Origin of the sequence: Paenibacillus endophyticus, from assembly GCF_014192395.1 — a bacterium.
GTDB lineage: Bacteria > Bacillota > Bacilli > Paenibacillales > Paenibacillaceae > Pristimantibacillus > Pristimantibacillus endophyticus.
In genome coordinates this window covers 164,417-186,058 of sequence record NZ_JACHXW010000004.1, presented here as the reverse complement: position 1 = coordinate 186,058, position 21,642 = coordinate 164,417, and the positions used below count along the sequence as shown (strand labels likewise).

The 21,642-nt window shown below is 44.2% G+C and carries 22 protein-coding genes; 15 read left to right on the top strand and 7 right to left on the bottom strand.

Going from position 1 to position 21,642, the window contains the following annotated elements:
- Positions 1-32: 32 nt before the first annotated feature.
- From FHS16_RS08405 to glnA, 3 genes are all read left to right on the top strand, one after another.
- Complete coding sequence (locus FHS16_RS08405; protein ID WP_183560860.1) at positions 33-1,325, top strand: methionine gamma-lyase family protein; 1,293 nt, start codon at positions 33-35, stop codon at positions 1,323-1,325.
- Between the two features lie 62 nt (positions 1,326-1,387).
- Positions 1,388-1,798, top strand: a complete 411-nt coding sequence (locus FHS16_RS08400) for a MerR family transcriptional regulator (RefSeq protein WP_053376247.1) — start codon at positions 1,388-1,390, stop codon at positions 1,796-1,798.
- A 45-nt stretch (positions 1,799-1,843) separates the two neighbouring features.
- A complete protein-coding gene (gene glnA / locus FHS16_RS08395) occupies positions 1,844-3,172 on the top strand; it encodes a type I glutamate--ammonia ligase (protein WP_183560858.1) in 1,329 nt (442 codons plus the stop codon).
- Between the two features lie 152 nt (positions 3,173-3,324).
- Here glnA and FHS16_RS08390 read toward each other — a convergent pair whose 3' ends face one another.
- Complete coding sequence (locus FHS16_RS08390; RefSeq protein WP_246431665.1) at positions 3,325-3,525, bottom strand: hypothetical protein; 201 nt, start codon at positions 3,523-3,525, stop codon at positions 3,325-3,327.
- Positions 3,526-4,246: 721 nt separating this feature from the next.
- Here FHS16_RS08390 and FHS16_RS08380 point away from each other — a divergent pair.
- Positions 4,247-4,864, top strand: a complete 618-nt coding sequence (locus tag FHS16_RS08380) for a hypothetical protein (RefSeq protein WP_183560856.1) — start codon at positions 4,247-4,249, stop codon at positions 4,862-4,864.
- A 111-nt stretch (positions 4,865-4,975) separates the two neighbouring features.
- Here FHS16_RS08380 and FHS16_RS08375 read toward each other — a convergent pair whose 3' ends face one another.
- The 3 genes from FHS16_RS08375 to lexA form a co-directional block, all read right to left on the bottom strand.
- The gene (locus FHS16_RS08375) at positions 4,976-5,248 is read right to left on the bottom strand and encodes a hypothetical protein (RefSeq protein ID WP_183560854.1); all 273 of its coding nucleotides are present in this window, start codon (positions 5,246-5,248) and stop codon (positions 4,976-4,978) included.
- Positions 5,249-5,462: 214 nt separating this feature from the next.
- Complete coding sequence (gene yjcZ / locus FHS16_RS08370) at positions 5,463-5,570, bottom strand: sporulation protein YjcZ (RefSeq protein ID WP_183560852.1); 108 nt, start codon at positions 5,568-5,570, stop codon at positions 5,463-5,465.
- Positions 5,571-5,778: 208 nt separating this feature from the next.
- Positions 5,779-6,399: a transcriptional repressor LexA gene (gene lexA, locus FHS16_RS08365; protein ID WP_183560850.1), complete on the bottom strand. Its 621-nt coding sequence runs from the start codon at positions 6,397-6,399 to the stop codon at positions 5,779-5,781.
- Between the two features lie 157 nt (positions 6,400-6,556).
- Between lexA and yneA the strand changes: the two genes are divergently transcribed.
- The 8 genes from yneA (at position 6,557) to FHS16_RS08325 (ending at position 12,915) form a co-directional block, all read left to right on the top strand.
- Positions 6,557-6,925 carry a cell division suppressor protein YneA gene (yneA, locus tag FHS16_RS08360; protein ID WP_183560848.1) on the top strand — a complete coding sequence of 123 codons (369 nt, stop codon included), beginning with the start codon at positions 6,557-6,559 and terminating at the stop codon, positions 6,923-6,925.
- A 160-nt stretch (positions 6,926-7,085) separates the two neighbouring features.
- A complete protein-coding gene (locus tag FHS16_RS08355) occupies positions 7,086-7,805 on the top strand; it encodes an ABC transporter ATP-binding protein (protein ID WP_183560846.1) in 720 nt (239 codons plus the stop codon).
- Positions 7,795-9,153 (top strand): ABC transporter permease, encoded by a 1,359-nt coding sequence (locus tag FHS16_RS08350; protein WP_183560844.1) that lies wholly within the window; start codon positions 7,795-7,797, stop codon positions 9,151-9,153. The genes FHS16_RS08355 and FHS16_RS08350 overlap by 11 nt, the downstream gene beginning before the upstream one ends.
- Positions 9,154-9,177: 24 nt before the next feature.
- Positions 9,178-10,260, top strand: a complete 1,083-nt coding sequence (locus FHS16_RS08345) for an efflux RND transporter periplasmic adaptor subunit (protein ID WP_183560842.1) — start codon at positions 9,178-9,180, stop codon at positions 10,258-10,260.
- 82 nt (positions 10,261-10,342) lie between these two features.
- Positions 10,343-10,534 (top strand): DUF896 domain-containing protein, encoded by a 192-nt coding sequence (locus tag FHS16_RS08340; protein WP_183560840.1) that lies wholly within the window; start codon positions 10,343-10,345, stop codon positions 10,532-10,534.
- A gap of 45 nt (positions 10,535-10,579) precedes the next feature.
- On the top strand, positions 10,580-11,569 hold the full coding sequence (locus tag FHS16_RS08335) for an aldo/keto reductase (RefSeq protein ID WP_183560838.1): 990 nt from the start codon (positions 10,580-10,582) through the stop codon (positions 11,567-11,569).
- Positions 11,570-11,595: 26 nt separating this feature from the next.
- A complete protein-coding gene (locus tag FHS16_RS08330) occupies positions 11,596-12,102 on the top strand; it encodes a hypothetical protein (RefSeq protein WP_183560836.1) in 507 nt (168 codons plus the stop codon).
- 24 nt (positions 12,103-12,126) lie between these two features.
- The gene (locus tag FHS16_RS08325; protein ID WP_183560834.1) at positions 12,127-12,915 is read left to right on the top strand and encodes an HAD family hydrolase; all 789 of its coding nucleotides are present in this window, start codon (positions 12,127-12,129) and stop codon (positions 12,913-12,915) included.
- 74 nt (positions 12,916-12,989) lie between these two features.
- Here FHS16_RS08325 and mtnD read toward each other — a convergent pair whose 3' ends face one another.
- Positions 12,990-13,538 carry an acireductone dioxygenase gene (gene mtnD, locus FHS16_RS08320; RefSeq protein ID WP_183560832.1) on the bottom strand — a complete coding sequence of 183 codons (549 nt, stop codon included), beginning with the start codon at positions 13,536-13,538 and terminating at the stop codon, positions 12,990-12,992.
- Positions 13,539-13,679: 141 nt separating this feature from the next.
- On the opposite strand from mtnD, the gene metH reads away from it, so the two are divergent.
- On the top strand, positions 13,680-17,120 hold the full coding sequence (gene metH / locus FHS16_RS08315; protein ID WP_183560830.1) for a methionine synthase: 3,441 nt from the start codon (positions 13,680-13,682) through the stop codon (positions 17,118-17,120).
- 111 nt (positions 17,121-17,231) lie between these two features.
- Positions 17,232-18,173 (top strand): ribonuclease Z, encoded by a 942-nt coding sequence (gene rnz, locus FHS16_RS08310; protein WP_183560828.1) that lies wholly within the window; start codon positions 17,232-17,234, stop codon positions 18,171-18,173.
- 31 nt (positions 18,174-18,204) lie between these two features.
- Here the strand turns inward: rnz and FHS16_RS08305 are convergent, their stop codons facing one another.
- Positions 18,205-18,816, bottom strand: a complete 612-nt coding sequence (locus tag FHS16_RS08305; RefSeq protein WP_183560826.1) for an SdpI family protein — start codon at positions 18,814-18,816, stop codon at positions 18,205-18,207.
- The gene (locus FHS16_RS08300; protein ID WP_221226294.1) at positions 18,813-19,100 is read right to left on the bottom strand and encodes an autorepressor SdpR family transcription factor; all 288 of its coding nucleotides are present in this window, start codon (positions 19,098-19,100) and stop codon (positions 18,813-18,815) included. Before FHS16_RS08300 ends, FHS16_RS08305 begins: the two co-directional genes overlap by 4 nt.
- A 256-nt stretch (positions 19,101-19,356) precedes the next feature.
- On the opposite strand from FHS16_RS08300, the gene FHS16_RS08295 reads away from it, so the two are divergent.
- Complete coding sequence (locus FHS16_RS08295) at positions 19,357-21,603, top strand: DEAD/DEAH box helicase (RefSeq protein WP_183561379.1); 2,247 nt, start codon at positions 19,357-19,359, stop codon at positions 21,601-21,603.
- Positions 21,604-21,642 lie beyond the last annotated feature (39 nt).

Sequence of the window (21,642 nt, the reverse complement as noted above, 5' to 3'; positions counted from 1 at the left end):
AGTTGCTTCGCAATTTTAAGGAGTAGATACATATGAATAGGCAGCATGAGAATCAGAAGCTGTGGGAGCATCTCGAGCAGGTTGCTGAGCAGTCAGAGATGCTTGCAGCAGAGGCTTTTCGCAGAATCGATAAGATTGCAGAACGCAACCAGTGGAAGGTCATCGAAGCGTTCCAGCGCCACAAGGTAAGTGACTTTCATTTCACAGGCTCGACCGGATATGGGTATAATGACCGCGGACGTGAAATACTTGATCTCGTGTACGCTGATGTAATGGGAGCGGAAGCCGCTATTGTAAGGCCGCATTTTGTGTCGGGTACGCATACGATCAGTTGTGCGCTGTTCGGTGTGCTAAGACCTGGAGACGAGCTCCTGTATGTAACAGGACGGCCTTATGATACTCTCCATAAGGTCATCGGGAAACCAAATGACGGAATGGGCTCTCTCCAGGATTTTGGCGTGAAATATTCGGAGGTACCGCTTCTTGAGGGAGGAGGACTTGACTGGCAGCTCATTGAAAAGTCGATTTCCGAGCAAACTAAGGTTATCGGCATTCAACGCTCCCGCGGTTACGATTGGAGAGCCTCCTTTACAATTGCCGAGATTGAAGAGATTGTTAAAAGAGTGAAGGCGATAAAGCCGGAGCTCATCGTTTTTGTCGATAATTGCTATGGGGAGTTTACCGAGCTGCTCGAGCCTACTCAGGTTGGCGTTGATCTTATGGCAGGTTCGTTAATTAAAAACCCAGGCGGCGGTTTGGCTGAAACTGGCGGCTATATTGCCGGGAAAGCATTCGCCGTAGAAGCTGCGTCCTACCGATTGACTGCTCCCGGCATAGGTGGCGAGGTTGGCGCCATGCTGGGAACTCTAAGACCGATGTTCCAAGGCTTGTTTTTAGCGCCTCACTTGGTTGGACAAGCCATCAAAGGCAGCGTGCTTGCAGCTGCTTTGTTCGAAGAACTTGGCTTCGAGACGAAGCCGAGATGGAACGAACCGCGTACAGACCTTATTCAAGCTGTACGTTTCGGACAAGCCGAGCATCTGATCGCATTCGTACAAGGCATCCAGCAAGCTGCAGCAGTCGACTCGCATGTCGTTCCAGAACCTTGGGATATGCCAGGCTATGAGAATGCTGTCATCATGGCGGCAGGAACGTTCATTCAGGGGGGAAGTCTAGAGCTCTCAGCAGACGCGCCTATCCGCGAACCTTACATTGCATATATGCAGGGCGGTTTAACCTATGCCCACGCCAAATATGGTGTTCTAACCGCATTGTACCGACTAGTGGACAGTGGTTTAATTGTGATTAAACCTTACATAACTTGACACATTTGCGTCGGAAAGGTTAGAATGAATCTATAAATGAGCGACTGGAAGGTTGATGCGACATGGCTGACGATATTCGCAGAAATATGGCTCTATTTCCGATCGGCATCGTAATGAAGCTGACGGATTTAACGGCCCGCCAAATCCGGTATTACGAGCAGCATGAATTGATCGTCCCTGCGAGAACAGCAGGAAACCAACGGTTATTTTCGTTTAATGACGTAGAACGGCTTTTGGAAATTAAATCATTGATAGAAAAGGGCGTTAATATCGCCGGCATTAAACAGGTTATGAATCCGGTTTCCAAAGAATCGGACGATGCGACGATCGTTAGTGAGCAATCGGAAGTTAAGCGTCGCGAGCTCTCCGATCAGCAGCTGCATCGTTTGCTTAAACAGCAATTGCTCGAGAAAAGACCGGGTCAGGCTTCGCTCATTCAAGGTCAATTGACCCGTTTCTTAAATAAGCGCTAGTAGGACTTTTATAACCATTGATTCGCAAACTAAGGAGATGATTCTGTGAGTTACACTAAAGAGGATATTAGACGTATAGCACAGGAACAAAATGTTCGATTTATTCGTTTGCAGTTTACGGATTTGCTCGGAACAATCAAAAACGTAGAAATTCCGGTTAGCCAGCTTGAGAAAGCATTGGATAATAAAATGATGTTTGATGGATCTTCCATTGAAGGATACGTGCGTATTGAAGAATCCGATATGTATCTTTATCCCGATCTTGATACTTGGGTAGTATTCCCATGGGTAACCCAAGACCGCGTTGCCAGACTGATCTGTGACATTTATATGCCTGACGGAACGCCTTTCGCAGGTGACCCGCGCGGCATTCTGAAGCGCGCTTTGAAAGAAGCAGAAGGACTTGGCTATACTGCAATGAACGTCGGTCCAGAACCGGAATTTTTCTTGTTCAAGACGGATGAGCGCGGAGAGCCTACAACAGAACTAAACGATCAAGGCGGATATTTCGATCTGGCGCCTATGGATATGGGTGAAAACTGCCGTCGAGAAATCGTATTGACGCTTGAAGAAATGGGCTTTGAGATTGAAGCATCCCATCATGAGGTTGCTCCAGGCCAGCATGAGATCGATTTCAAATATGCAGATGCGATTAAAGCTGCAGACCAAATTCAAACATTCAAGCTCGTTGTTAAAACCGTTGCTCGCGAGCATGGTTTGCATGCATCCTTTATGCCTAAACCGCTGTTTGGCGTGAATGGCTCAGGCATGCACTGCCATCAATCGTTGTTCAAAGGCGATACAAACGATTTCTATGACGAGAAGGACAAGCTCGGTCTAAGCACGACTGCGCGTCAATACATGGCAGGCATTCTGCTTCACGCACGTGCAATGGCTGCGATTACGAACCCAACAATCAATTCCTATAAACGTCTAGTCCCAGGCTACGAAGCACCTTGTTACGTAGCATGGTCCGCAAGCAACCGTTCGCCTATGATCCGTATACCAGCTTCTCGCGGTCTTAGTACGCGCGTAGAGGTTCGCAACCCGGATCCGGCAGCTAACCCATACCTTGCACTTGCTGTTATGTTAAAAGCAGGATTAGACGGCATTCAGAACAAATTGCCATTGCCAGCTCCTACTGACCGCAATATCTATATCATGACTGAGGAAGAGCGTCAGGATGCAGGTATTCCGAGCTTGCCTCTTGATCTAAAAGAAGCTTTGGATGAAATGCTGCGCAGCGATATTATCTGTGAAGCGCTCGGCGATCACGCGCTTGCGCATTTCTATGAACTTAAAGAAATTGAATGGGATATGTACCGCACGCAAGTTCACCAATGGGAACGCGATCAGTATTTGACGCTATACTAAAAAAGAGAAACCTTAACGCATTCGCGTTAAGGTTTTTTTATTAGATAGGCTATGTTAAATTCAAATGTTGATATTTGACCATAAGAAAACCGCCTTCGCTGAAAAGGCGATTTATTCTATCGTGTCCCGATAACGCAGTAGAGGTGAACATACTATTTACTTATTGTTCCTTCGCTGATCAGCCTTTCTTTATCCTTCAATGAAAAAACACCAGGCAGCCATTCTTCTAATTGACCGTTCCCTCCGATGATATGTCCATTATATTCATAAATGGAGGCGGAAATTTTCTTACCTGTTTTTTGTGTTTCCTTTAGCATATAGGTTGTAATTTCAGCTTCATTATACGGTTTCAAATCAATACCTGCTATTTGTGCATCTAAATGAGTTTTTTTGTATCCTGAGTTCTTTCGCTGATTTTGTCTTCAATATGCCAGCCAAATGACTCAAGGTACTCAATATGGTTATCGTCAATCTGCTCGGTTGGCTCTTTACTGCAACCAATCAGAAACGCAATACAAAAAAAAGAAAATAAAACAATAATTCTCTTAATCGCATTCAACTCCCTTCATTTTCAGAGGTAAAGACCGACATATGAATGTTGGAAATCTTCAACTATTCTGCCAGACCGCTTAACAAGAATAAGCAGCAAGCCGAAAATTCAAGTTCATGCCGGTCACCGAAAATAGGCATGATTTGACCAATATGTTTTTCTTGCTCGATGCGGTATTCTCATATTTCTTGCTGTCTATGTAACGATACCAAGCCTAATAATGTTGCAAATATTTGGTTGAAAACATACTTGGTCATTGCTGATGTCTTGATATTTGGCTTGGCCGCCTCGTATACGTGGCTTGCGTTCGGCGATATTCCGTTTGCCCTAGCGCATTTCCTTAGCGAATAAATCATGAAGTCAATGAAACGAACCTAGAGATGAGTTCTACGTGTGCGCTGAAGAGCGGTGTTAGTACCATATAGAGTTAGTACTATTCGTTTGTCTCCAAGCTTGTTATATTCAAATTAACTACTGAAGAGTAATGGAGAATATAACAGCATTTAAAGCAGGAGATGAGCAGCATGGGTGCAGCAAATGTACAAGATGATCGAACAAATAGCATATATGTTTTGTTGACCAACACAGGTACTTTGTTTACGAGGGTAATAAAAAGCTTTACAAGAGCCCCATATAATCATGCTTCGCTCGTTATGGATGAAAAGCTAGAAGGGGTATATAGCTTCGGCAGGAAGCAAGCAACCAATCCATTAAACGGAGGTTTCGTAAAAGAGGATGTTTATAATGGAACATTTAGGCACTTTCCCGAGACAAAGTGTAAGCTTCTTCGTATAGCAGTGACGAATCAACAAAAAACAAGTTTGGAGCAGATTATTTGCGAATTCGAGAAAAACAAGGATATATACCGCTATAATCTGATCGGCTTGATTGGCGTTTTAATTGATACGGATTTACAGCCTGCACATTCTTATTTTTGTTCACAATTTGTAGCGGATTCCTTGCGCAGCAGCGGTATTCAACTATGGAACCGACCTTCGACCTTGGTAACTCCGAATGACTTTCTTGTACATGAACAAGCAGAGACTGTTTTCGAGGGGTATTTGTATGACTATCCGCTTATTGAACGGCATAGATTAGGTGAAATTGCTAAACGTTTTAATCCTGAAGTGCTTTTTGGTTAAAGCGCTGTTAAAAAGCCGACGATGCCTAACCACATTGACAAAACAAAAGGAGAACATCCATGAAACCGGTATGTTCTCCTTTTGTTTTGTCTTTCTTTCACACAAAGATAATTACTTTATGCAAATCGGTTGACGGTGCCCGCCATGAAATCCTCCGCCATGGAAGCCTCCATGTGGGCCTCCGTGAAAGCCGCCTGGCCCTATGCCATGAAAGCCGCCTCCAGGGAATCCGCCGTGCCACCAAGGCCCTCCGAAGCCGCCTTGCGGGAATGGCAATGGGAGAGGGAGCACTTCAGGGTAAGGATACGGATAAGGATAGGGATAAGGGTACGGATAAGCAGGCGGATATGGGTAAAAAGGAGTTTGAAGAGGTCCTAATGCCATGACTGATTCCTCCATTATGTTGCTTTACGTTCAGCCTATGCTTCAAAGTCAATCCACGAAACTTGCCCATCTTAATTTAGCCCTCTTGCAAGGAAACGGTTGATTGAGAAAAATGGAATGCTTCGATCACTAAAGCGGTTTAAACATACAAAAAAAGACCCTAGGGTAGGGTCTTTAATCTATTTATAATTTGTAAATGCAATTGAACATTTGATTAATAACCGCCGAAGCTCATGCAGCTGCAAGCAATAATCACCAATAAAATAAAAAGAACCAATATAGTACCTGTGTTCGTAAATGCTCCACCAACGTAACCGGACATTTCTCAATGCACCTCCTTACGTCTTGAGTACAACATATCTTATGCAGGACAGAAGTGCAATGATTGGATATTTGCCCTAAAGCAGATACGCAACGGCTTCTCTTGAATCATTCGTATTTCATTAAATATCACTTTTTTCAAAAAAAAGGCTGGATCAAAAATGCGATAGCATTCGATCCAGCCTTTTCTTTATGTAAACGATCATGTATTAATGGATGTCGCGGAAAAGTCCAATCACTTTGCCCAGTATCGTTACATTCTGGAGTAAAATCGGCTGCATCGTAGAGTTCTCTGGCTGTAAGCGGATATGATTTTTCTCTTTGTAAAACGTTTTGACTGTTGCTTCATCGTCTTCAGTCATGGCAACTACAATCTCACCATTGTTAGCGGTTTGCTGTTGACGAACGATAACATAGTCGCCGTCGTGAATGCCTGCTTCAATCATGCTCTCGCCCATTACATTGAGAATAAAGACACTGCTGTCCCCAACGAAATGGGCAGGAAGAGGGAAATACTCTTCAATATTTTCAGTTGCGGTAATGGGGACGCCAGCGGTTACTTTACCGACAATTGGCACTTTAGCTACGGATAGCGGAATAATGCCATCGACGCCATCTTGATCTAGAATCTCGATTGCGCGAGGTTTGGTAGGGTCACGACGAATTAACCCTTTTTTCTCAAGGCGGTCTAGATGGCCATGCACAGTTGAACTCGACAGCAATCCAACAGCTTCGCCGATTTCTCGAACGGAGGGTGGATAGCCTTTCTCCCGAACTTCATTTTTAATAAATTCTAAAATTGAATGTTGTCGGTTAGAAATCTTCGACACAGTTATCACTCCATTAGTAGGTTTGCAAAAAATTATAACATAGAACCGGAGTTCGTACAAACATAAGTTCTCAAGTACAAAGGTTCGCATTTTTTGTTGACACCAAACGTTTGTTCGTGTAATCTGAAAATAGAACAAACGTTTGGGGTGCTGATAAATGATAATGAATCCGAGTTTTTATAAATCAATCCATGAGCAACATGAGAATAAGGCCGTGCCGAATAGAATTGGCCGCTTTGTAAAACGTAATTCAGTAAAGGCTATCGTATGCTTTGTTTTTTTCATTCTTTTATTTACTAGTTTTCTAATGATGGGTACGGATGCATCTGGTAAAGATCCGGCAACAGCCTCGAACGAGGAGCAGGTCGTAATTGTTCATTCAGGCGATACGCTATGGGCGATCGCAAAACGCTTCTCTGATTCGAAACATGATATCAGATATATTATTTATAAAATAAAAGATCGCAATGAGTTAAATACTTCAGAAATTAATCCTGGGCAAATGCTTATCATTCCTTCTATTTAATTATTTTCTCTTATTTTGTATACATACTTTCTAATACCACAGCTTTCTAGATCAAGCAGATCTTAATGACCTGTTTGGTTTAGGAAGTTTTTTTGTGTGTGGTGCAGGGTTTCTTTTACATTTCGTCGTCTATTAAAGGGGACTGAAGGGAGAGACGACATTGTTACGTGTAGAGCAATTATCACATTCATTTACGAACGGGATAGAAACAACAGCAGTTTTGCATCAAATTAGCTTTCAAGTACAAAAGGGAGAAATGATCGCTTTACTAGGCAGCTCTGGATCAGGCAAATCTACACTGCTCAATTTAATGGCTGGGCTTATGAAGCCGACTGAAGGTGACATTTTTATTGCTGGTCAAAACATCGTTAAGATGAATGAGAATCAACTAGCGGAATTCAGACGTAGTCATATCGGATTTATATTTCAAGCCTATGAGCTCATTGCGAATCTTACGGTACGGGAGAATGTCGAGCTTCCGCTCGTATTTCAATCCGTACATCCGGCAGCGAGGAAGAAAAAGGCACTAGCCTTATTGGAACAGGTAGGCATACCAGAAAAAGCAGAGATGTTCACGTCGCAGCTTTCAGGCGGGCAGCAACAGCGTGTCAGTATAGCCAGATCGTTAATTACGGAGCCCTCCGTCATATTTGCAGATGAACCAACAGGCAATTTGGATACAAAGACAGAGGAAGAAATTATTATGATTCTGCAACAGTTAAACAAAACGATGGATACAACCTTTATTGTGGTTACACATGAGCAAGAGGTAGCGGCACGGACGGAGAAAATCGTAACGCTTAGAGATGGTTATTTGGTAACTGAGCAGGATCAAAAACGGAAACAAACGCATGCAGGAGGACTATTCCATGAGAATTAGCGATGTTACGAGGCTATCATGGGACCAGGTGAAACGCAGAAAGGTAGTCACTGGGTTGTGCGCAGCCGGCATTTCAATCGGATGCGCAGCCATTATCGTCGCGATGAGTATCGGCGAATCAGCTCAACTATACATAGAGAAACAAATGAATAGTTATTTGAATATGGATGAAATTACGGTTACTGCAAATAGCGGACCACAAACAGGAGGTACTGCTTCCGAAGCCGCTACTGATTCCACCATGCAAGGAAAATTGACGGAACAGAAGCTGAACATCATGAAACAGATGCAGCATGTAGCTGCTGCTTCACCTTATCAGCAGCTTAATTATATGGAAATGTTCACTTTGGACGGAATGAGCTCACAATATCAAACCGAAGTGATCGGAACGGATTTGGAGATGCTAACAGCTTTCGGAAATATATTCATCCAAGGTGGACCTTCCAATATGGAGGATGCAATCGTTCTGAACTATGGTGCAACGTTAGGCTTAATCGAGGAAGAAACGAAAGCGAAGCTCCAAGAGCAATTAAATGCAGATCCTTATAATGAAGCTGTCATACAACAATATGAGAACACAGGCAAGATGCCGAGTGTTATGTACCAGAAGCAAATTCAGTTTCGCTACGAAACGGAAGGCGGACCAGTGTTCAGCAGGCCGCTTAGGGTAATTGGTGTATTAAAAAAGCCTAGCGGTTCCAGCGACGTTCAACTGATGTATAACAAAAAGGGATATGTCTCGCTTCAAACGGCAGCGCGGCTTAAGAAAGATCTAAAGCTAGCTGAAGATGACCAAGAAACCTATCAATCCATCATCGTCAAAGTTGATAATCAATCGAAGCTTGAGAAGGTTGAAAAGCAGATTCAGAAATTGTCAGTAACGACACAAACGAATTTGTACCAGAAGGAAAGATTGGCGAATGAATTCAAGATCATAATCATAAAGGCAGCTGCATTAGGTATCGGGGTTTTCATTCTGATCATTGCTTCGATTTCGATAGTAGTAGCCATGACGATGTCTACCTACCAGAGAAGAAGGCAAATTGGCATCATGAAGGTGTTGGGGGCTAACTTGGGTCAAATTAGAAATATGTTTATAGTCGAAGCGGCATTGTTAGGATTGCTGGGAGGGCTGCTCGGCGTATTATTTTCTTATTGGATCGTATGGGGGATTAATGGGCTAATTCATCAGTTATCTGATGAACAGGATGCTGTCATTATCTTTATTCCGCTAATGACGATCCCAATTGGAATGGCGTTCGCGCTGGCTACAGGCATTTTATCTGGCATTTATCCAGCTATTAGCGCGTCAAGAACAGATGCGCTGACTGCGATTAAAAGAGATTAACTACGAGTTCGAAGGAGTATTGTGATGAAGAGTAAAATAAAATGGATCATTTTCGGAATAGTCATTATAGCCATAAGTTTTGGGTTGTTTCGTCTTGGAAACCCTTCCCAGCCAGACATGCTTGAAACAGAATCAGAAGCAATTGTGTTTCAAGTAACCAAGGGAACCATATCGAAAACCGTTGAAGTGAAAGGAAAGTCATTATATGAGCAAGAGACCCTCGTTTACGCACCTTACAGCTCAGAAGTGTCCGTATGGAATGTGCAAGATGGACAGCAGGTCAAAGCTGGTGACGTTTTGTTTAAATTAAATCAATCGACAGTACAAAACGAAATTGTGCAAATGGAAGCTAAAATGCACAAAGCTAGGCTGGAAGCTAAGCTTAATGATTATCTCATTCAATCAGATGAGGATTTCAACTTACTGGAGGCATCTGAAGGGGAACGGAAAAAATCTTTAGTAGAAAGAGAAGTATCCAAGCTGAACAAAGAGCTTCGTGAAGTTACGATTGGTATTCAAGAAAAAGAACTTCAAAGCAAAAAAGAAATGCTTAACAGCTCGATATACCGTTCGCCGGCAAAAGGGATTTTCTTATTTGATAATCCAAGCAAAAGACCGCAAATGGTTGGCCAAAATGAATATGTCGGCAAGATCGTTGATTTGAGCAAGCTGCAATTTATTGCACTTGTAGGGGAACAGGATATTTTCCGCATAAAGGAAGGCATGTCGGTAAACGTCATGATGAGTGCAAAAAAGGAGTTAATAATTAAAGGGAAGGTTCAGAGTGTTTCCAAATTCGCTAAATTCGGCACGGATCAGAATAATTTGAACCAAGCAGCGCAATTCGAAGTTGTGATCGGACTTGAATCTAATGAATTTTTGATCGCGGGGCTGAGCTTGAGTGGTTCAATTGAGACAGAAAAGCAAGAGAACGCAACAATCGTGCCATCCATCGCAATTGCTCGCGAGAAGGATAAGTACTTCGTTATGCATGATTCTGGGAATGGCAAATATGAGCGAAAAGAAGTTAAGATTGGATTGGAAACCCCGGAGCAGACTGAAGTCCTAGAAGGCTTAAAGCCAGGCGATCAAGTGGCCCTACCATAAAGCATCGCCTTGACAACTTAGCTCTCAAAATGTCAAAGTATAGAGTAGAGGTTTTTCCATCATGAGAGGAGTAGAGCAAGCAATGGAGTTTTCAAAAATAATTGAACGGATTAACGAGCTCGCTCGTAAAAATAAATCGGAGGGCTTATCCGATGCCGAAATCACTGAAAGAGACGAGCTTCGCAAGCAGTATTTAACGAACTTTAAGAACAATTTCCGTCAACAGCTTGAAACGATTGAGATTGTCGATGATAAAGACGATATCAAGCATTAAACGTATTAGCGAGTTATCATTTAAACCCCATTGGAGGTCAATTAGATGAATTATAAGCTATTGGGAAAAAGCGGACTTGCTGTCTCTGAGCTATGCTTGGGTACGATGACGTTCGGTAACACAACAAACGAAGCGGATGCAATCGAAATGATTGACCGATTCGTTGACCGTGGCGGGAACTTTCTTGACACGGCTGATGTATATGTTAGCGGCCGTTCGGAGGAGATCGTAGGCAAAGCTATTAAAAAAAGACGTTCTGATATTGTTCTAGCAACAAAGGTACGGATGACGACCTCAAGCAATATTAATGGAGTAGGGCTTTCCCGAAAACATATTTTGGATGGTGTTGAGGCTAGTTTGAAACGGCTTCAAACAGATTACATTGACCTTTATCAAGTGCATGTATGGGATCATGCTACGCCGATAGAAGAGACGCTGCGCACACTTGATGACCTTGTTACTTCGGGTAAAGTCCGCTACATAGGGTGCTCCAATTTTTTTGCATGGCAGCTCATGAAATCATTGGCCTATAGCGATGCTAGCCGTTATGTGCGTTTCGTATCCATTCAACCGCAGTACAGCTTGGTTAGCCGGCAAATGGACCGTGAAATGCTGTCGCTATGCTTAGAGGAAAAAGTAGGCATTATTCCTTGGGCACCATTAGGCGGAGGTTTTCTGACTGGCCGTTATACACGTGATGAGCCTAAGGAAGGTCGCATGACTACTAAGGTAGGGGAAAGCGCGTGGATCAACCGCGCATCCGACCAGAACTTCTCAATTCTTGATGCGGTAGTAGAGGCTGCAAAAGAACTAGATAAAACACCGGCGCAGATTGCTTTAAGATGGCTGATCCAACGTGAAGGAATCACATCACCAATATTCGGAGCAAGCAAACTAGAACAGTTCGAAGACAATATGGGTGCATTAGGCTGGGAAATGCCGACGGAGATTTGGAATCGATTGAATAGCGCTAGCGCGCTGCAGGATGATTATCCGAACCGATTTATCGAGAAATTCCGTCGACCGTTCGAATAGGGCAGTATAATAGGAGGAGAATGAGCTTGTCACGTTCCTGGGAGCGCAAAGTGCGCAAAAACATGACTGTTGTTAACAAACAACGGAAAAAACAAGGTAATGGTCAAATTGTATTTAATGCCGAGAAATCGGAGAAAATCGTTGGTCGCAACTTCATTGCACCGATATTGCTCATATTGTTTATTGGCATGTACGTAATTCTCATGCAAAGCTCGACTCAATTCAAAACGGATACGATGTTTTGGGTAACGGTTGGCTGTTATATTCTTTTGGCAGCATTGTTCTATTTCAGACGTCCTTACATAACGATTGGCAAAGATTATGTACAAACGCGCCGAATGACGGGCGACAAACGAATTACTGCAGCTGCAATCAAAGGAATTAGCGCGCAGAAAGGCTATGTCATCGTTGAACAGCAAAAGGGCGGCAACTGGGTTTTTGCAAAACTAACGAACCGTTTCCCGACGGAGGAAATTGCTGCAAAGTTAAAGGTTTTTGCAGAAGCAAACCATATTCCTTTTCAGGAAAAATAATCAGGCAGGAGAGTTTGGACAATAATGGCTAAACAAGCGGTATTATTTGATTTGGATGACACGTTGCTTTGGGATGACCGAAGTGTAAAGGAAGCATTCGAGGCAACTTGCCAGTCAGCAGCAGATGAAACAGGAATAGATCCCGCTGCATTGGAGGATGCAGTGCGTCGTGAAGCAAGAGGTCTATATGAGTCTTATGAAACCTTTCCATTTACGAAAATGATTGGAATCAATCCGTTTGAAGGACTCTGGGCACCTTTCCTTGAAGGCGAACAAGAAGAGTTCCGCAAATTAGAGCGCCTTGCTCCCGGATATCGAAAGGCTGCTTGGACACAAGGCCTTAAATCGCTCGGCATTGATAATGAGGAGCTTGGAGCGAAGCTTGCTGAGCAATTCCCTGCTGAACGTCGCGCACGTCCGATCGTTTATGAAGAAACATTCCGTGTGCTCGAGCAGCTTAAAGGGAATTACAAGCTGCTATTGCTTACCAATGGTTCTCCAGATCTACAGCGGGAGAAGCTTGCAGGCGTACCTGAACTACTTCCTTACTTCGATCATATTATAATTTCAGGTGAATTTGGTCAGGGCAAGCCGGCTGCCGCCATATTTAAGCATGCACTTGAGCGACTAGACATTGAGGTCGAGCATGGAATTATGGTTGGCGATAAGCTGACGACTGACATTCTAGGAGCAAATACGGTGGGAATGACGTCTGTCTGGATTAATCGTCATGCTGCCGTACGCAATGATGACATTATTCCATCGCATGAAATCAAGCATCTTGAAGAGCTCCTTCACCTTCTCGAAGCTTAAAAAATGGAACTAAAAAGCCCCTCATGGCCAGCATTCGCTGCTGCAGAGGGGCTTGCATTATTTATGAATTGAATTTACGCTTCGCTAGATGCAAATTTCTCATCAGCGAAAGGGTGTGCAATCCAGCCTTCTGTTTCAATAAAGAGACGTACGGCAACGATTTGACGGTTATCCATAAGCGTGAAGAAATGCGGCTTGTATTCCGGTACGGAAATGACATCGCCAGCTTCGAGCTCAACGTCAAAGTAACCTACGTCGTCCGTACCCTTAATGATAAAGATACCTCGTCCGGCTGTAATGGCACGAACTTCATCTTCTGTATGCGTATGGACGTTTTCAAACTTTTTAAGCAGCTCGTCGAGGTTTGGTGTAGCATCGGATAATGCGATGATATCCCATGTTTTATAACCGCGTCTCTCAGCAAGATCTTTGATTTCCTCGTCATATGTCGTCAAAATTTCTTGTTTTTCTTCATCGGAAAGCACAAATTTCTGTTGAAGCCCTTCTGCCAGCTTGGCTGGGTTCCAGTGCTCGTAAAGCACCTCTTGCTTATCTAGAAATGCACGGACAGCCTCTTCACCTTGAATCCGTTCCTCTGTATTGCGAATTCTAATTTCAGCCATGAACATTCCCTCTTTTCCTATAGAAATTAAATGATATACTGATTATAAAACAAAATAATTGGATTGTCGATGGATTACCTTTTCACACAGAAGGTATTCTGCTAAACTATGTGTTAATGATTTTGGGAAGGGTGTAATAAATTGTCGAAACCGACCTTACAACAAATGCTTCAACAGCGTATTCTCATTCTGGACGGCGCGATGGGGACGATGATCCAGCAGGCTGGATTGAATGAAGATGATTTTGGCGGACCAGAGCTGGACGGCTGTAATGAAATGCTCGTGCTGACTCGTCCTGACGTTATCCAATTGATTCACGAGCAATATCTTGAAGCAGGCGCTGACATATTAGAGACCAATACCTTCGGAGCTACAAGTGTAGTGTTGGCTGATTATGACATACCTGAGAAGGCTAGAGAGATCAACTTGGCTGCTGCTAAGCTTGCTCGTGATGCATGCGACAAATACAGTACTCCAGAGAAGCCTCGTTATGTTGCCGGCGCACTCGGACCTACGACAAAAACATTGTCTGTAACCGGCGGCGTCACCTTTGATGAGCTTGTAGAGAGCTATTATGAGCAAGCGCTTGCTTTGATTGAAGCAGATGTTGACGCGCTATTGCTTGAAACATCACAAGATACGTTGAATGTAAAAGCTGGCAGCATCGGAATCCGCAACGCATTCGATAAGCTCGGCAAAGAGCTTCCAATTATGATATCCGGAACCATTGAGCCGATGGGCACGACGCTTGCAGGTCAAACCATCGAATCCTTTTATATTTCCTTGGAGCATCTAAAGCCGATTTCCATCGGTCTTAACTGTGCGACAGGGCCGGAGTTTATGCGGGATCATCTGCGCACGTTGAGCGAGATTGCTAATTCTGCAATCAGCTGCTATCCGAATGCGGGCTTGCCGGATGAGAACGGACATTACCATGAATCGCCTGAATCGCTTGCGAAAAAGATGTCTGCGTTTGCCGAGCAGGGCTGGTTGAACATCGCAGGGGGCTGCTGTGGAACGACACCTGACCACATCCGTGTGATGGGTGAGACGATGGCCAAATATGCGCCGCGTAACAAGATGGGTTCGCATCCGAACGCGGTTTCCGGAATTGAGACAGTCTACATTGAACCAGAGAACCGCCCAATCATGATTGGTGAACGTACGAACATCTCCGGATCACGTAAGTTTAAACGACTGCTGAAAGAAGAAAAGTTTGATGAAGCTTCCGAAATTGCGCGTGCGCAGGTTAAGGGCGGCGCGCATGTCATCGATATCAACTTGCAGGATACAGACATTGATGAAGCCTATGCGGTTCATCAGTTTTTGCCGCAGGTTGTAAAAAAGATCAAAGCACCATTAATGCTCGATTCGACCTATGACCATATTATTGAGCTCGGTCTGAAATATTCGCAAGGAAAAGCGATAATTAACTCGATTAACTTAGAAGACGGCGAATCCAAGTTCGAACAAATTTTACCGTTGATTCACCGATATGGAGCAGCTGTCGTAATGATTCTAATCGATGAACGCGGTCAAGCTGTAACCCGTGAAGCGAAGATGGAGGTTGCTGAGCGCTCCTATAGGCTGTTAACGGAAAAGTATAAAATGAACGCCGAGGATATCATTTTTGATCCGAACATGTTCCCTGTCGGATCTGGAGATCCTCAGTATATTGGCTCAGCCGTCGAAACGCTGGAAGGCATTCGCATGATTAAAGAGAAATTCCCACTTGCCAAAACGATCCTTGGACTTAGCAATATTTCCTTTGGTCTACCGGATGCTGGCCGCGAGGTGCTTAACTCCGTCTATTTGTATCATGCGACAAAAGCCGGACTTGATTATGCAATCGTCAATACGGAAAAGCTGGAACGCTATGCTTCTATTCCGGATGAAGAACGTCGTCTGGCAGAGGAACTAATCTATAACACGACTGATGAGACGCTAGCATCCTTTGTAGCTGCTTTCCGCGATAAGAAGGTTGAGAAAAAAGAGAAAATTTCAAATCTTTCGCTAGAAGAGCGGCTTGGTTCTTATGTTGTAGAGGGAACGAAGGAAGGTTTGATTCCGGATCTCGACGAAGCGTTGAAAAAATATTCCGCGATGGAAGTCATTAACGGACCGTTAATGCGCGGAATGGAGGAAGTAGGCAGGCTGTTTAACGGAAACGAGCTAATTGTTGCAGAAGTGCTGCAAAGCGCAGAAGTCATGAAGGCGTCCGTTAACTATCTGGAATCTTTTATGGAGAAAAACGAATCTTCTGTAAAGGGTAAAATCATCCTTGCTACGGTTAAAGGCGATGTTCATGATATCGGGAAAAACCTGGTCGAAATTATTTTATCAAACAATGGCTACAAAATAATAAATCTGGGCATAAAAGTACCGCCGGAGCAATTAATCGAGGCATACCGCAATGAAAAGGTTGACGCAATCGGATTGTCGGGATTGCTCGTTAAATCTGCGCAGCAGATGGTCATTACAGCGCAGGATTTGCGTACGGCAGGTATTGATGCTCCAATCCTTGTAGGCGGCGCGGCACTTACGAGGAAGTTTACAAAAACGAGAATCGGTCCAGAATATGACGGCCTTGTACTTTATGCCAAAGATGCAATGGATGGTCTCGATATTGCGAATAAGCTGATGGATCCAGAGCACCGAACGCGGATGGAAGAAGAAATGGCCGCATTCAAAGCTTCGGGCGGATTAGAAGAAGAAGAGAAAAAACCATTGCCACAGCTGACACGAGCCGTTCGTTCCAAAATCTCTCCAGACGCTCCTGTTTTTACGCCGCCTGATTTGGACCGACACATTCTTAGGGATGTACCGCTGCCGCATGTTATTCCTTATGTTAATATGCAGATGCTACTTGGTCATCACCTTGGACTGAAAGGCAACGTCGACAACTTGCTTAAAGAGGGCAATGAAAAAGCTGTGCAGCTTAAAGCTACGGTTGATGAAATTTTGCAAAAAGGGACATCGGACGGTATCATTAAGACGCATGGCATGTACCGTTTCTTCCCGGCGCAATCCTCGGGCAATGACGTTATCATTTACAACCCGGTTGATCCTTTGCAAGAGATCAAGCGTTTTACATTCCCTAGGCAGCAGGTAGAACCATATCTATGTTTGGCGGATTTCTTGAAATCGGTGGAAAGCGGCGTGATGGACTACGTTGGTTTCTTAGTCGTCACAGCCGGACAGGGTATTCGCGAGCTTGCTAATGAATGGAAGGATAACGGGGACTATCTTCGTTCACATGCGCTTCAATCTGTTGCTCTTGAGGTGGCGGAAGGTATGGCTGAACGCGTCCACCATATTATGCGCGATATTAGCGGTTATCCTGATCCAGCGGAAATGACGATGAAGCAGCGACATGGTGCACGCTACCAAGGCATTCGAGTGTCATTCGGTTATCCAGCGTGTCCAAATCTTGAAGACCAGGAGCCATTGTTTGATCTCATGAGGCCGCAGGATATTGGGGTGGAACTAACCGAAGGTTGTATGATGGAGCCGGAAGCGTCCGTTTCCGCAATGGTATTCGCTCATCCTGAAGCGCAGTATTTCAATGTTGAAAAAGTATAGTTTAAGGTAGAAGAGAGCCCTTGAGCGTTCGTGTATGCGAGCTTGAGAGGGCTCTTCGTTTCCATTCATGAAGTTAACTCAGCTGCTGTTAAGAATGAGGTGGATGTACAAATGAAAATGTGGTTTTTAGGAACGGGAGCAGGCCGTCCTTCCAAATATCGAAATGTTACCGCAATGGCGCTGCAGCTGCCAGAGCCTCATTGCAGTTGGCTGCTGTTTGATGCCGGAGAGGCGACACAGCATCAGATTATGAGTACATCGCTAAAATTAAATAAGCTGGAGTTCGTATTTATTACTCATTTGCATGGCGATCATATTTATGGCTTGCCAGGGCTGCTGAGCAGCAGATCGTTTGACGGGGGAATTACTCCCGTACATTTGTATGGGCCTGCAGGAATCAAACGATATATAGAGACCATATTCAGCATAAGCGCTACTCAGCTCGATTATGAGCTGATCATTCATGAAATAACGGGAGATGAAGCGTTAATTTTTGAAGATGGGCGATTTAAAGTGGAGGCCAGGCTGCTTGAGCACAGAATTCCAAGCTTCGGGTACCGCATTACCGAGAAAGACCAGCCAGGAAAACTGCTAGTCAATAAGCTGATCGAGTTAGGTGTAGAAGCAGGACCATTATATGGTCGGCTTAAACAAGGCCAATCCATCACGCTTGCAGACGGTTCGGTTGTGCGTTCTGAAGAGGTGACTGGCCCATCTTATATTGGTAGAATCGTAACCGTTCTAGGTGACACGAAGCCCTGTGCAAACGCTAACAAGCTTGCGTTAGATGCGGATTTACTCGTTCATGAAGCAACCTTTGCAGCAGGCATGGAGGAGAAAGCACATGAATTCGGGCATTGCACGACGAAGGAAGCAGCCGAAACAGCTGCAAGTGCAAAGGCGAAGCACCTCGTTATGACACATTTTAGCGGACGTTATAGCAACGAAGATCTTAGCCAGCTCGAAGGAGAGGCAGCTTTGTATTTCGAGCCAGTTACGGCAGCCAGAGATTTGCTCCAGGTTGAGGTAAAACGTATGAGTCAGAGGGAATAATAAAAAAACGTGAGGAGCTCCTCACGTTTTTTTATTTCTGGTCTTTCCCAAAATGAAACGAGAGGAAAACGGATGCGAGTACGATAATCACGATGATTCCGAAGAACACAAACATTTGATAGGGATTCGGAACGAATGTGCTGACTATCATGAGCAGGCCGCCATATACATAAAACTTTGCTGCCGCCCGATGCGTGTTTTTCCAAACAGCCTCGTTCGCCAGTGTATTAGCCGTCTTAATCCCAATCAAACTATCGGGCTTTAGTCTAGGCATATAAAAACCTGAAACGGCTAGAATGACACCGACCATGGGAATGACAACCTTCTCGATATCAATGTTGAGTCCGTAGCCGTATGTAATCGTTACGCCATGTAGAACGAGAAGAGAGAGCAGGATAACGTTTTGAATCACATAGAGACTGTGCTTATGCTGTTGGAAGTTTTGTTTTTTTGGCAGGATAACGATTAAGATGACCATAAGTGCGGGAAGCAGCAATAAGGCAAATGCTTTATTCGCTAGGCCGTCAATCTCTTTGTTTATGTCCCAGTGTATGGCCATCAGTTCCGGCATATACGGATAGGTGACTATGCTTGCGATTAGGGCAAATGAAACAATAAACCATGATAGCACATTAGATTTCAAGCTTTCTCATTCCCTTCAGAATTGGTTGGCTGGAAGGAGATGATCCAGTTTAATAGTTCATTGAATACGGCTGAGTTAAGGGAATAATAAATATGCTGGCCATGGCGTTGATCCCATACAAGGTCCGCTTGTTTGAGCAGATTAAGATGATGGGAAATACTGGGCTTTGTCATTTGGAAGTGGTCGGCGATTCCACCTGCGGTCAGATCTCGTTCACGAAGCAGTTCCAATATTTTTCGTCTATTCGGATCTGAGAGCGCTTTAAAGGAGTCATTGATGGACATAAAAACCATCCTTTCGAGTTAAGCATGCTTATGTTTAGATATTTAAAGAAGTATCTAATTAATAAATATCATTTTACTATATCGATTTCTGATATGGCTGTCAATTCAACGCATGCGGGGCGTTTTCTAATTAAAAGCTAAACTTGCGTCAGCCCTTCGTTTGGTTATAATTATGCTTCGCATAAGTAGAAGGAAAGACTAGTAAAGGGAACAAATATTCGCTAAAATATAAGGTATTGCGAGGTGAGAATTTATGATAAAAAAGAAAACACTTTCGGAAATCATTCAAGAATTAAGAGGCAATGAGAACATTATTAATTGGACTGAAATCGAGCCTCAAGAAGCTAAGGCAAAACCGATACCCGAAAGCGTTGATCCAAGAATTAGATCAGCACTAGCCAATCGAGGTATAGAACAGCTGTACACCCACCAATACACAGCCTACGAAACCATTCGCAAAGGTGAAAATATAGTAGCCGTAACACCAACGGCTTCAGGAAAAACAATGTGCTATAACCTGCCGGTATTACAAGCCATCGCTGAAGACGATAGCAGTCGAGCGCTTTATCTGTTTCCGACAAAGGCACTCGCACAGGATCAAAAAAGCGAACTTAACGAAATAATCAGCGAAATGGGCATCGACATAAAAAGCTTTACCTATGACGGCGATACGTCTCCTGCGATTCGAACGATTGTTAGAAATGTAGGACATATCGTAATTACGAATCCTGACATGCTCCATTCTGCTATTCTGCCTCATCATACGAAATGGGTCAGTTTATTCAGCAATCTTAAATATATTGTCATTGATGAGCTGCATACGTATAGGGGCGTATTCGGAAGCCATGTTGCGAACGTTATTCGAAGGTTGAAACGCATTTGCCATTTTTACGGCAGCAATCCCTTATTTATTTGCACATCGGCGACAATTGCAAACCCGAAGGAATTGGCAGAGCAACTGACGGGGAGCCCGATGCGGCTTATTGACGATAATGGCGCGCCGCGCGGCAGAAAACATTTTGTTTTCTATAATCCGCCAATCGTAAACAAGCCTTTAAACATACGGAAAAGCGCAACCGTAGAGGTTAACCACTTGGCAAGGGATTTCCTTACGAATAAAATACAGACAATCATATTTGCACGGAGCCGAGTGAGGGTAGAGATTATTTTAAGCCATATACAAGAGCTCGTCAAAAACGAAATCGGCACCAAATCCATTCGGGGCTACCGAGGCGGCTATTTGCCGAACCAACGACGGGAAATCGAAAAAGGCTTAAGAAACGGCGACATATTAGGCGTTGTCAGCACGAATGCACTGGAGCTTGGCGTAGACATCGGTCAGCTGCAAGTATGCATTATGACTGGGTATCCCGGGAGCGTAGCTAGTACATGGCAGCAAGCTGGCAGAGCGGGCAGACGACATGGGGAAGCGCTTATTCTTATGGTGGCCAGCAACACGCCGATTGACCAATATATTGTCCAAAATCCCGAATACTTTTTTGATCGGTCACCTGAATCCGCGAGAATCAATCCGGAAAACTTGCTCATATTGGTCGACCATGTTCGCTGTGCTGCGTACGAACTGCCGTTTAAAAAGGACGAGCCATTCGGTTTGTTGGAGATAACTGACATTTTGGAGTATCTTACTGAAGAACGAGTGCTCACCCATGCGGGTGATACGTTTTATTGGGCTAATTTGGCTTTCCCGGCAAGTGAGGTCAGTCTACGTTCAGCCGCGCAGGAGAATGTCGTTATTATCGACCAGACAGAAGCCGCAAACGTGAAAATTATTGGGGAAATGGACCGATTTAGCGCAATGACTCTTTTACACGACGAAGCGATTTATTTGCATGAAGGCGTGCAGCACCAAGTCGAAAAGCTGGATTGGGAGCACAAGAAGGCATACGTTCGCAAAGTCGATGTCGAATATTACACAGATGCGAACCTAGCCGTTAAGCTTAAAGTATTAGCAACCGATCGGACGGAGAATAAACGATCCTCCGCTATCCATTATGGGGATGTCGTCGTAAATGCGATGCCGACGCTATTTAAGAAAATCAGGTTGAGCAGTTTTGAAAACATCGGTTATGGTCCCATTAATTTGCCAGAGGAAGAACTGCACACCAGCGCGACTTGGATCGAGTTGAAAGAAATAGATCCCGCGATCGAAACTAAAACACAGGAGCAGCTTCTGCTCGGCATCGCCAACGTATTAAAGCATATCGTTCCTATTCATGTCATGTGCGACAGAAGCGACATTCACGTCGTATCGCAAATAAGAGCGGAGCATACGCAGCTGCCTACAATTTTTATTTATGACCATTACCCAGGCGGCATTGGCTTAGCGGAGGATGTCTATAAACGGTTTGATGAAGTGAAAGAAGCTGCTAGAAAATTGATTAGAAAATGTCCTTGCGAAGACGGATGCCCATCCTGTATCGGTACGGAAATCGAAGGGCTTAACGTGAAACTGATGAGTGTTCAGCTACTGTCTCAATTGTAATTGGTGAACAGCAATATCGAGAAGAAAGCTGCTTGATGA

Coding starts and splice junctions, on each gene's coding strand:
- FHS16_RS08380 (WP_183560856.1), top strand. CDS start 4,247: ATGGGTGCAGCAAATGTACAAGATGATCGAACAAATAGCATATATGTT.
- yjcZ (WP_183560852.1), bottom strand. CDS start 5,570: ATGTCCGGTTACGTTGGTGGAGCATTTACGAACACAGGTACTATATTG.
- FHS16_RS08340 (WP_183560840.1), top strand. CDS start 10,343: ATGGAGTTTTCAAAAATAATTGAACGGATTAACGAGCTCGCTCGTAAA.
- rnz (WP_183560828.1), top strand. CDS start 17,232: ATGAAAATGTGGTTTTTAGGAACGGGAGCAGGCCGTCCTTCCAAATAT.
- FHS16_RS08375 (WP_183560854.1), bottom strand. CDS start 5,248: ATGGCATTAGGACCTCTTCAAACTCCTTTTTACCCATATCCGCCTGCT.
- FHS16_RS08325 (WP_183560834.1), top strand. CDS start 12,127: ATGGCTAAACAAGCGGTATTATTTGATTTGGATGACACGTTGCTTTGG.
- FHS16_RS08400 (WP_053376247.1), top strand. CDS start 1,388: ATGGCTGACGATATTCGCAGAAATATGGCTCTATTTCCGATCGGCATC.
- yneA (WP_183560848.1), top strand. CDS start 6,557: ATGATAATGAATCCGAGTTTTTATAAATCAATCCATGAGCAACATGAG.
- FHS16_RS08335 (WP_183560838.1), top strand. CDS start 10,580: ATGAATTATAAGCTATTGGGAAAAAGCGGACTTGCTGTCTCTGAGCTA.
- FHS16_RS08300 (WP_221226294.1), bottom strand. CDS start 19,100: ATGTCCATCAATGACTCCTTTAAAGCGCTCTCAGATCCGAATAGACGA.
- mtnD (WP_183560832.1), bottom strand. CDS start 13,538: ATGGCTGAAATTAGAATTCGCAATACAGAGGAACGGATTCAAGGTGAA.
- FHS16_RS08350 (WP_183560844.1), top strand. CDS start 7,795: ATGAGAATTAGCGATGTTACGAGGCTATCATGGGACCAGGTGAAACGC.
- FHS16_RS08405 (WP_183560860.1), top strand. CDS start 33: ATGAATAGGCAGCATGAGAATCAGAAGCTGTGGGAGCATCTCGAGCAG.
- FHS16_RS08345 (WP_183560842.1), top strand. CDS start 9,178: ATGAAGAGTAAAATAAAATGGATCATTTTCGGAATAGTCATTATAGCC.